This is a genomic window from Jiangella aurantiaca (assembly GCF_004349105.1).
Taxonomy (GTDB): Bacteria; Actinomycetota; Actinomycetes; order Jiangellales; family Jiangellaceae; genus Jiangella; species Jiangella aurantiaca.
The window spans coordinates 23452-34060 of the sequence record NZ_SMLB01000064.1 but is presented as its reverse complement, the minus strand read 5'-3'; the positions used below and the strand labels follow the sequence as shown (position 1 = coordinate 34060).

The following is a 10609-nucleotide window of genomic DNA, read 5'->3' as shown; positions in this document are numbered from 1 at the left end:
CACCTTCCCCGCCCCTGACAGCCAGTCATGCCGGGCGGGCGGCCCGCCACCCCCCGCATCGCCCTGATAGTCGTCCACCGTCGCGGCTCACCGGAGAGAAGGCCCACGGATCGGGTCGGTGAGTTTGATCAACAGCGTACGGTTCAGATGCCGCGCCGCAGGGCGCCATGGAGCCGGAAGGCCCCTCGTTGCGCCGTTCTGCGCTCTGCCAGGTCAGCGACGGCGGGAGGCGCGGCGGCGCAGCAGGATGGCGGTCACCAGCACGAGGCCGAGCCAGCCGAAACCGCCCCAGACGACGCCGGACGGACCCCAGCCGAAGTGGTCGTCGGCGTCGTCGGGCGAGACGGTTGGGGCGCCGGCGGGCGTCGCGACGCTGACCGCCACGGGAACCGCCGCCACGGGAACCGCCGGCGCGGCGGCCGCCGGTGCCGTGGCGCCGAGCGTGAGGACGGCGAGCAGGACCAGCACCGGCAGCAGCCGGCGCAGGGCGCTGTGCGGACTCACCGGCGAATGATCACCCACGACGGTGAACCCCCGAACGCTGGTCAGTGGCCGAGAATTGAACGGCGCTTGTCGCGCGGCGGGCGCACGGTGACCTCGCCCAGCAGGACGAAGCCGCGCACCCGGTAGACCGGCGCGCCGGGGGTCACCGGCTCGCGCAGCTTCATCTTCCGCTCGCCGAGGATGTTCGTGCCCTCGTCGAGCCGGACGTCGATGCCTTCGGGCACGATCAGCGTGAGGCTGCCCAGCACGATCGCGGTCTGGATCTCGACCTCGGGGGTTCGCACGACCGCCTCGGTGAAGTCGAGCACGACCTCGCCCAGGATCGACGTGACGTCGATGCGGGCGGGCACCTCCCAGCGGCCCCGGCGCTTCTCGTTGCTGAGCACGCTGGTGATGCGCTCGGCGCGACGGACCGGGCCGTCGGACGGCGGCAGCGGTGGCTGCGCGGCACCCGCGGCCGATACGACCGGGGCGGCGCCCGCCGCCGGCCGGCCCTGCTGCCAGTTCGCCGCCGGGTTGCCGCCGGGCAGTGGGTACGGGCCCTGCGGGAGGTCGCGGGTGATCGGCTGCAGTTCGCCGTACGTGCGGGCCTTGAACGTGGCCTCCAGCCGCTCCTCCAGTTCGGTGAGGGTGAGACGGCCGTCGCCGGCGGCCTGGCGCAGCGCTTCGGCGACCCGTTCGCGGTCGACGTCAGAGCAGCGCAGGTCGGCGGCGCTGCGGACGTCGGGGAACTCGACGCCAGGCGCGGGCTTCGGCTGGTCGGGAACCTCGCTCATCGCTCGCCTGCCGACTTGCGCTGGACGTTGACCCCGCCGAACACGGCCTTGCCCGTGATCCGGACGACCGGTGCGCCCGGGTCCGGCTGCGGGCCGCGGGTGGTGTCGTCGTTGAACGCGCCGAAGATGCCGTCGCCGTCGACCGACACCCGCAGGTCGGGCGGCACGACGATGTTCACGCCGCCGAAGACCGCCCTGATGTCGATCTCGACCTCGGCCGCCTCGAGCGTCGCCTCGCGCAGGTCGAGGTCGGCGCCGCCGAAGACGGCCTTGATGCGGTAGTACTGCGGCACCACCCAGTCGCCGCGGCGCTGGATGCCGCTGAAGACGACCTTCGCGCTGCGCGCGGACGGGACGCCGCCGACCCTGGCCGACGGCGACTGCGACGGGGCCGGCGCGGATGCGGTCCGGCGCACGACGGCGGAGGACGGCGGCAGCGGAACGTCGCCGGGGAGGTCGCTGATCACGGGCTCGAAGTCGGCGTACGTCTTGGCGGCGTACAGCGCCTCGATGCGTTCTTCCAGCTCGGTGAGGCTCAATCGGCCGTCGGAGGCCGCCTGGCGCAGGACGTCGGCGACGTGCTCGCGGTCGGCATCGGACGCCCGCATCGCCCGCTGGTCGCGTGTCTCGTCCACAACTGATGACCTTAGCAATCACCCAGCCGTCCGGATGGAGGAGAAATCCCGGAGATCTACCCCCGAGGAAGGAGCGGTGGCAGCCGACCGCGAGGTCTGACGTCAGTCCCAGGTGACCAGGGAGACCCTCAGGGCGCCGCCGGTTCCGCCGGTGAATCGCCCGGCTCCGCCGGCGGCCCGCCGTTCCCCCGCGCCGGTTCCGGCGTCGCCTCGCCCCGCTGCGCCATCGCCTTGACCGTCAGGTTCTCGCCCGTCTCCGGATCGAACACATGCACCCGGCGCAGGTCCAGCCAGAGGCTGGCCGGCGTCCCCTCCGGGATCCGGCTGCTGGCGTCCAGCGCGACCACCAACTGGGTGCGCAGCGCCTCGCTGTCGAGCTCGCGTTCCAGTTCGGCCAATTGGGCGCGGATGTCCTCGGGCGCCTCGTACGGCACGTAGGCGTACTGCTCGTTGCCGAGCCACTCGGTGACGTCGATGGTCGCGTCGAACACCACGCCGTGGTCGCGGACGGTGTCGGAGACGATGGAGGCGTCCTCGAACGCCTCGGGCCGGGCGCCGATGAGCACGACCTCGCGGCCGCTGAGGTCGGCGGAGCGCGACTCCGGCAACGTCCACTCGCCGAACGGGGTGTGCAGGCGGCCGCCGACCACCGTCGCCGAGATGAAGTTCATCGGCGGCGACCCGATGAACCCGGCCACGAACAGGTTGACGGGGTTCTCGTACAGCTCGCGCGGCGTGGCGACCTGCTGGACGACGCCGCGTCGCAGCACGACGACGCGGTCGCCGAGCGTCATCGCCTCGACCTGGTCGTGCGTGACGTACACCGTCGTGATGCCCAGCCGCTTCTGCAGCCGGGAGATCTCGGTGCGCATCTGGCCGCGCAGTTTGGCGTCGAGGTTGGACAGCGGCTCGTCGAACAGGAACGCCTGCGCCTCGCGGACGATCGCCCGGCCCATCGCCACGCGCTGGCGCTGACCGCCGGAGAGGTTGGCCGGCTTGCGTTCCAGATGCTCGTTCAGCTCCAGCAGGTCGGCGGCGCGCCGGACCCGCTCGTCGACCTCCTTGTCCGGCGTCTTGGACAGCCGCAACGGGAAGGCGATGTTCTCGTAGACGGTGAGGTGCGGGTAGAGCGCGTAGTTCTGGAACACCATCGACAGGTTGCGGTCGCGCGGGGCCTTCTCGTTGACCCGCTGGCCGCCGATGAACATCTCGCCGCTGGTGATGTCCTCCAGCCCGACGATCATCCGCAGCAGCGTGGACTTGCCGCACCCGGACGGCCCGACCAGGATGACGAACTCGCCGTCGGCGATCTCGAGGTTGACGTCTTGAACCGCGCGGAAGCCGTCGCCGTACGTCTTGTTGATGTCCTTCAGCGTGATGGCAGCCATGGGGATCTCCTCCAGTTACGACGGCGTCAGCCCTTGACGGCGCCCTGGGTCAGGCCGGAGACGATCCGGCGTTGGAACAGCAGGACGAGGATGACGACCGGGATGGTGACGACCACGGCGGCGGCCGCGATCGCTCCGGTGGGCTCCTCGAACTGCGATGCGCCGGTGAAGAACGCCAGCGCCGCGGGGACCGGCCGGGCCGCCTCGGTCGAGGTCAGCGAGATGCCGTAGACGAAGTCGTTCCATGCGATGAAGAACGAGATGATCGCCGTCGTGAAGACGCCGGGCGTCGCGAGCGGCACGATCACCTTGCGGAACGCCTGCCAGGTGGTGGCGCCGTCGACCTGCGCCGCCTGCTCCAGCTCCCACGGGATCTGCCGGAAGAACGCTGACAGCGTCCAGATCGAGATCGGCAGCGTCAGTGAGAGGTACGGGATGATCAGGCCGGGCCAGGTGTCGTACAGGCCGATGTTGCGCCACAGGTTGAACAGCGGCGTGACGATCGAGATGACCGGGAAGATCGCCACCGCGAGCGCCGTCGTCAGGATGAGCCGCTTGCCCGGGAAGTCCAGCCGGGCGATCGCGTACGCCGCGAACGTCGCCAGCACCACCGAGATGAACGTGGCGATCAGCGAGATGCCGACGGAGTTGCGCAGCGCCGACAGGAACAGGTTCTGGGCGTCACCGACCAGGATGTTGTCGTAGTTGTCCCACACCCAGTTCGTCGGCAGGAACTGCAGGTTCGCCAGGTCGCTGGGGGTCTTGAACGACAGCGACACGATCCACGCCACGGGGAACAGCGCGTAGACGATGACGGCGATGCCGGCGACCCACCACCAGGCCTTGGTGCCGCGCGAGAGCTGACCCTCGTCCATCACCGCTCCCCTCTCGCGCTGGCCAGATCGACCTTGAACAACTTGATGAACAGGAAGCTGATCAGCACGACGCACAGGAACAGCAGCACCGAGACCGCCGAGCCGAGGCCGATCTCGAGCCGGCTGATCGTCTGTCTGTAGGCGAGGAACGAGACGACCTCGGTGTTGTTGGCGCCCTGCGTCATGATGAAGACGTTGTCGAAGATGCGGAACGCGTCGAGGGTCCGGAACAGCAGCGCCACCATGATGGCGGCCTTCATGTTCGGGATCGTCACCTTGTACAGCCGTTGCCACCAGGTGGCGCCGTCGACCTTCGCCGCCTCCTGCAGGTCCTCGGGCACCTGCGCGAGACCGGCCAGCAGCAGCAGCGAGATGAACGGCGTCGTCTTCCAGATCTCCGACGCGATGATGACGAAGACCGACGTGCCGAACTCGCCGAACCAGTTGGTGTCCTCGCTGATGCCAGGCAGCCAGTTGAACCAGGAGTTGACGAAGCCGGAGTCGATGCTGAAGGCGTAGAACCAGGCGAACGCCGAGACGACGGTGATGATCGCGTACGGGATGAGGATCGCGGTACGCAGGATCGGCCGCAGCGTCGTCAGCGCACGGTGCATGACCAGCGCCAGCGCGAAGCCCAGCACCGCCTCGACCGCGACGGTGATGACGGTGATCAGCACCGTCACGCCGACCGCCCGCCACCAGATCGAGTCGGACAGCACGACGACGTAGTTGTTCAACCAGGTGAACTCGCGGGCGTCGGGATCGGTGAGCCTGTACTTGAACAGCGACTCGTAGAACGCCTGCAGGATCGGGTACGCCGTGACCAGCAGCATCACCACGAACGCCGGACCGGCCAGCCACCAGCCGAGCCGCCGCTCCGCCCGAGCCCGGTCGCTGAGCGGGACCCTGCCGCCGTCGCGGCCGTCGCCGGCGGCGCCGCTGACCTCGCCGGCCGCCGCTTGTGTCGTGCTCATAGCAGCCTCTCCCCCTTCAGCACCTCGGTGATCAAGGTCGTGGCATCCTCCGGCGAGGAGTCGGGCGTCACGGAGCTCGGCGGATGCCAGGTGTTCTGCAGGCCGGTCGAGACCTCGTTGTAGTAGGGGGTCTGTGGCCGTGGCGCCGCCGCCTCCAGCGACTCGCGGATGAGGTCGGCCATCGGGAAGGTCTCCTGGACCTCCGGGTCGTCGTACGCCTCCGTGTTCGACGCCGGGTTGCCGTTGGTGACCATGTAGTACGCCTGGTTCTCGGGCGTCACGATGCACTGCGCGGCCTCGATGGCGAGGTCGGTGTGCTCGCTGAACGCGCCGATGCCGAGGCTGATGCCGCCGTACGGCGGACGCGACTCCTCGCCCTCGGCGACGGCCGGATAGAGCGCCCAGCCGATGTCGTCGACCAGCGACTGGTCGAGGTTGCCGGCCTCGACGCCGGCGAGCGTGGCCGCCCAGACGAACGGCCAGTTGACCATGAACGACCCGCGGTCGCCCTGGAACTGCAGCATCGCGCCGTTCTCGTCCTGGTTCGCCAGGCCCGGGCCGCCGAGCCCGTTGCGGGCGATGTCCTCGATGATCTGCGCCGCGGCCTGCCCGGCGTCGGACTCGAGCCCGAGCTGGACCTGGTCGGCCGGCGCCTCCGGGTTGTCGAGGATCTCACCGCCGGCCGAGGCGACCAGCGCGTTGATCCATACCGTCAGCGCCTCGGCCCGGATGCCCTGCACGCCCAGGTACTTGTCCTGCGACTGGGCGGCCGCGATCAGCTGCTCCCAGGTGACCGGCTCGTTCTCCGGGTCCAGGCCGGCCGCCTGTGCCACCGACTTGCGGTACCACAGCAGCTGGGTGTTGGCCCAGAACGGGACGGCGACCAGCTGGTCGCGCCAGGTGGCGCCGTCGATGGCGCCCTGCACGACGTTCTCGGTGACGGCCTCGGCGACGTCGTCGGGGATCTCCGCGAGGAACCCGGCCTCGGCCAGCTCCGGGATGAACGGCGGGTCGAGGCTGATGATGTCGATGGACGAGTCGTTCGCGGCGAGCCGCCGAGCCAGCTGCTCGCGTTGCGCGGAGGCCTCGCGGGGCAGCAGCGACGTCTCGATGCGGTAGGCGCCGTCGGCGGCTTCGGTACATCGGCGGGCCAGCTCGACCTGACCGCCGTTGTCGGGGTTGATGTACCACGTGAGTGTCGGTGTGGTTTCGTCGCTGCCACAGGCGGCCAGCGCCGTGAGCAGAACAGTGGCGGCCGCGACGCTGACGGTCCTTCTGCGCACATCGCCTCCATGGAGCAGGCTGCGCTCCAGGTGACCGCTTCGTCATCGGAGCGTCAGGGTGTGAGTCGAACCTACGACATCGGGTGCCGCTGGTCGAGGACATACGGTGTTCTCGTGTTCGACAGCCCGCAGACCCTGGTCCGCCACGACGGCGTCGACGGCGAGGTGGTAGTCCGCCGCCGGTCGACGCCCGGCGGGCCGGTCTACGAGCTGATCGTCAACGGCACGTTCCTCATGGACACCGCCGAGACGTCGACGGAGCGGCTGCTGGCCGGCCTGCTGCTGGATCGCCACCCGGACCCGGCGACGGTGCTGGTGGCCGGGCTCGGCTTCGGGTTCACCGTCGAGTCGCTGCTGGCCGACGAGCGGGTGCGGCGGGTCGACGTCGTCGAGATCGAGCCGACGCTGGTCGACGTGCTGCGCCGCGGCGTCGTGCCCGGGCAGGACGCCGTCGTCGGAGACTCACGGGTGCGGATGGTAGTCGACGACGTGCGCGCGATGCTGCCGGCGGTGCCGCCGTCGACGTACGACGGCATCCTGCTCGACGTCGACAACGGGCCGCACTTCCTCGTGCACCAGGACAACGCCGAGGTGTACCAGCGGCCGCTGCTCACCGTCGCCGCCCGGGCGCTGCGCCCGGGCGGGATGCTGGCGGTCTGGTCGGCGACCCCGGCGCCGGTCCTGGCCGGCGTACTGGCGGACGCCGTCGGAGACGTCGAGCAGGTGATGCGGACGGTCCAGCGGGAGAGCCGCGACGTCGAATACCACGTCTACGTCGCCCGCCGCCCAGCCCGCCGGGCTAGGCCGGGATGCCCCTGACGTCCAGCGCGTTCTCGACGATGCGCAGGCCGGCCAGGCCCGGCATCTTGCCGATGTGGTCGTCGATGGAGCGGGCCGCGCGCCGTCCGTCCGGGCCGCTCATGAGGTGGCGCAGCACGTGCCGCACCTCGGACTCGTCCATGACGCCGGAGCCGACCGGGCCCCAGAACTTGCGCAGCGCGAACCGGGCGATCTTCTGCGCCTTCTTGCTGCGGGCCAGCCGGTCGCGGGCCTGCGTGGCGTAGAACGCGACGTGCCGCGCCTCTTGCTTCGCGATGCGCTTGAGCAGCTCGACGAGGACGGGGTGCCGCTCGAGCTCGGCGAGCCGGTTGTATGCGGTGATGGCCGACCACTCGTTGGCCGCACCCCAGATCATGTGCACGGCGACCCAGTCCTGGCCGACGACGTTGGCCAGCAGGGACTGCTTGAGCGGGTCGAGCTTGTCGCGCCAGCCCAGCTTGAGCCGGGTCGACTTGAGGTGGTCGTAGTCGATGCTCTGGCCGTGCATGTTCAGCACTTCGGCGAGCGCCTCGCCGTGCCAGAACTCCTCCATGTTCCACATCGTCATGAACGCGGTGACCTGCGGGTCCTTGTGCGACGGCGTCACGAGCATGTCGCGCAGGTAGCAGACGGTGTGGTACTCGACGTCGCACATGTAGCGGAGGCTGCGCAACGTGTCGGGCGGCAGCGGGTCGGTCCGGAACTCGTCCAGCGGCAGGTCCTGCCACTGCACGGCCTGGGACGTTCGAGTGTAGTCACGGATGTCGAAGGCCATGTGTGCCGGGGCGACGTGCCGGAATGGGTGTCCCGCCCCGTCCCTCCCTTAAGTCCTCATAAAACGAAGGCTCATTCTTTATATTGTGATTATGCCCTGCTCACATGGTGCCCGGCAATGTGCGCTCGATCACCCGGATGATCCCGGAGACGGACCCTGAGATCCGGCCGCCCGCGGGCGTACCCGGCGGCCCGGCGACCCCGCCCGCACGAGCACCCCGCGACACCACGGGACCGGCCGGTCGACCATGATGGGCACATGAGCGACCAGGAGTACCGCATCGAACACGACACCATGGGCGAGGTACGGGTTCCCGCGGCGGCGAAGTACCGCGCGCAGACCCAGCGCGCCGTCGAGAACTTCCCGATCTCCGGGACGCCGATCGAGGGCGCGCTCATCCGTGCACTGGCCTCGATCAAGGGGGCGGCCGCCCAGGTGAACGCCGAGCTGGGGGTTCTCGACGGCGACCTCGCGAAGGCGATCCAGGAGGCCGCGGCCGACGTCGCGAGCGGCGAGTACGACGCCCACTTCCCCATCGACGTGTTCCAGACCGGGTCCGGCACGTCCAGCAACATGAACACCAACGAGGTCATCGCCACGCTGGCCACCGAGCGGCTGGGCCTGCCGGTGCACCCGAACGACCACGTCAACGCGTCGCAGTCGAGCAACGACGTGTTCCCGACGGCCATTCATATTGCCGCCGTCGGCTCTGTTGTTCATGACCTGGTCCCGGCGCTGCGGCACCTCGAGGGCGAGCTGTCGCGCAAGGCGGCCGAGTTCGCCGCCGTCGTCAAGAGCGGCCGCACCCACCTCATGGACGCCACCCCGGTCACGCTCGGACAGGAGTTCGGCGGCTACGCGGCGCAGGTCGCCTACGGCGTCGAGCGGCTCGAGACCGTGCTGCCGCGCGTCGCCGAGGTCCCGCTCGGCGGCACCGCCGTGGGCACCGGCATCAACACGCCGCCCGGGTTCGCCGCCTCAGTCATCGGGCGCATCGCCGCCGACTCCGGGCTGCCGTTCACCGAGGCGCGCAACCACTTCGAGGCGCAGGGTGCCCGCGACGGCCTGGTGGAGCTGTCCGGCCAGCTGCGCACCATCGCGGTGTCGCTCTACAAGGTCTCCAACGACATCCGCTGGATGGGCTCCGGCCCGCGCGCCGGCCTGGCCGAGATCGCACTGCCCGACCTGCAGCCCGGCTCGTCGATCATGCCGGGCAAGGTGAACCCGGTCATCCCCGAGGCGCTCTGCATGGTGTCGGCGCAGGTCGTCGGCAACGACGCGACGGTGACGTTCGCGGGCGCGGCCGGCAACTTCGAGCTCAACGTCATGCTCCCGGTCATCGCCCGCAACGTGCTCGAGTCGATCCGGCTGCTGGCGAACATCTCGCGGCTGTTCGCCGACCGCTGCGTCGCCGGCATCGTGGCGGACGAGGAGCGCTGCCGCGAGTACGCGGAGTCGTCGCCGTCCATCGTCACCCCGTTGAACCGCTACATCGGCTACGAGGAGGCCGCCAAGGTGGCCAAGCAGGCGCTGGCCGAGCGGAAGACCATCCGCGAGGTCGTCGTCGAGCGCGGCTACCTCACCGACGGCAAACTCACCCAGGAGCAGCTCGACCAGGCGCTCGACGTCCTGAGCATGACCCGCCCGCCGACGGCCTGACCGTCGCCCCGGACGACAGCGCGAACCCCCGGCACCAGGTGCGGTGCCGGGGGTTCGTCGTCGGTGCCGGGCGTCAGTACCAGCCGACGGACTCCGAGTGCGCCCACGCGCTGCACGGATCGCCGTACCGGCCCTCGATGTACCAGAGGCCCCACTCGATCTGGGTGACCGGGTTGGTGCGGTAGTCGTCGCCGAACCGGGACATCTTGTTCGCCGGCAGCGACTGCGGGATGCCGTACGCGCCCGACGACGGGTTCTCGGCCGTGTGGCTCCAGTTGGACTCGCGGGTCCACAGGTTGTCCAGGCACTGGAACTGCTCGTCGCCCCAGCCGTAGTCGGCCATCAGGGCGCGGGCGGCGGACTGGGGGTCCTCGACGGCCCGCTCCAGCGACCGGGCGGCCTCCTCGGCCGCTGCCTGACGGGCGGCTTCCGCGGCGGCGACCGCTTCGGCCTCGGCCTGCGCCTTGGCTTCGGCCTCCGCCTTGGCCCGGGCGGCCTCGGCCTCGGCCTGTACCTGCGCCTCGGCCGCGGCGGCGAGGTCTTCTTCCAGCGACGGCCGGTCCGGCTCTTCGGCCTTGGCGGCGACCTCCGGGAGCGTCAGCTGCTGCTGTTGCGTGCTCACCGTGGCGGTTCCGGAACCGGCTGAGTCGACGATCCACCCGGTGAAGAGGGTGGCGAGAACGGTGATCGATGCGAGGATGCCGAGGCCGATGGCGACCCGGCGCAGACGCCTGCGTCTTCGATGCACGAGTGGTGAGACCTTCCTGTAGGGCCCCACCACACTGCAATGGAACTGTGATCGTTGCCAACTCGCCGGTGTGTCACACGGCCGATCGTGACGCTCGGCGGCTATGGCCGCACCGCCCGCCCGGCCCGACGCGGATGCCGTCGCGCCCCGTACTGTTCAGGCGCCCTGACCAG

At 70.1% G+C, this 10609-nt stretch carries 11 protein-coding genes; 2 read left to right on the top strand and 9 right to left on the bottom strand.

Annotated elements, in window-relative coordinates; translation table 11 throughout:
• Positions 1–213: 213 nt before the first annotated feature.
• The 7 genes from E1262_RS27630 to E1262_RS27600 form a co-directional block, all read right to left on the bottom strand.
• On the bottom strand, positions 214–504 hold the full coding sequence (locus E1262_RS27630) for a hypothetical protein (protein ID WP_132107567.1): 291 nt from the start codon (positions 502–504) through the stop codon (positions 214–216).
• A 41-nt stretch (positions 505–545) separates the two neighbouring features.
• The gene (locus E1262_RS30635; RefSeq protein ID WP_162606116.1) at positions 546–1280 is read right to left on the bottom strand and encodes a DUF1707 SHOCT-like domain-containing protein; all 735 of its coding nucleotides are present in this window, start codon (positions 1278–1280) and stop codon (positions 546–548) included.
• Entirely contained in the window at positions 1277–1915 is a 639-nt protein-coding gene (locus E1262_RS27620) for a DUF1707 SHOCT-like domain-containing protein (RefSeq protein WP_203454560.1), read from the bottom strand. The genes E1262_RS30635 and E1262_RS27620 overlap by 4 nt, the downstream gene beginning before the upstream one ends.
• Before the next feature lie 128 nt (positions 1916–2043).
• Positions 2044–3303, bottom strand: a complete 1260-nt coding sequence (locus tag E1262_RS27615) for an ABC transporter ATP-binding protein (RefSeq protein WP_132107566.1) — start codon at positions 3301–3303, stop codon at positions 2044–2046.
• A 26-nt stretch (positions 3304–3329) separates the two neighbouring features.
• Positions 3330–4178: a carbohydrate ABC transporter permease gene (locus tag E1262_RS27610; RefSeq protein WP_132107565.1), complete on the bottom strand. Its 849-nt coding sequence runs from the start codon at positions 4176–4178 to the stop codon at positions 3330–3332.
• Complete coding sequence (locus tag E1262_RS27605) at positions 4178–5152, bottom strand: carbohydrate ABC transporter permease (RefSeq protein WP_132107564.1); 975 nt, start codon at positions 5150–5152, stop codon at positions 4178–4180. Before E1262_RS27605 ends, E1262_RS27610 begins: the two co-directional genes overlap by 1 nt.
• Positions 5149–6435, bottom strand: coding sequence for an extracellular solute-binding protein (locus E1262_RS27600; RefSeq protein WP_132107563.1), 1287 nt, complete (start codon positions 6433–6435; stop codon positions 5149–5151). The genes E1262_RS27605 and E1262_RS27600 overlap by 4 nt, the downstream gene beginning before the upstream one ends.
• 114 nt (positions 6436–6549) lie before the next feature.
• Here E1262_RS27600 and E1262_RS27595 point away from each other — a divergent pair, with 114 nt between their 5' ends.
• On the top strand, positions 6550–7254 hold the full coding sequence (locus E1262_RS27595; RefSeq protein WP_162606115.1) for a spermidine synthase: 705 nt from the start codon (positions 6550–6552) through the stop codon (positions 7252–7254).
• Here E1262_RS27595 and E1262_RS27590 read toward each other — a convergent pair.
• On the bottom strand, positions 7235–8029 hold the full coding sequence (locus tag E1262_RS27590) for a ferritin-like domain-containing protein (RefSeq protein ID WP_132107561.1): 795 nt from the start codon (positions 8027–8029) through the stop codon (positions 7235–7237). The two genes, E1262_RS27595 and E1262_RS27590, sit on opposite strands and share 20 nt — an antisense overlap.
• A 258-nt stretch (positions 8030–8287) precedes the next feature.
• Here E1262_RS27590 and E1262_RS27585 point away from each other — a divergent pair, with 258 nt between their 5' ends.
• Positions 8288–9688, top strand: coding sequence for a class II fumarate hydratase (locus tag E1262_RS27585; protein WP_132107560.1), 1401 nt, complete (start codon positions 8288–8290; stop codon positions 9686–9688).
• Between the two features lie 73 nt (positions 9689–9761).
• On the opposite strand, the gene E1262_RS31115 is transcribed toward E1262_RS27585, so the two are convergent.
• Complete coding sequence (locus E1262_RS31115) at positions 9762–10436, bottom strand: aggregation-promoting factor C-terminal-like domain-containing protein (protein ID WP_203454558.1); 675 nt, start codon at positions 10434–10436, stop codon at positions 9762–9764.
• Between the last annotated feature and the right edge of the window lie 173 nt (positions 10437–10609).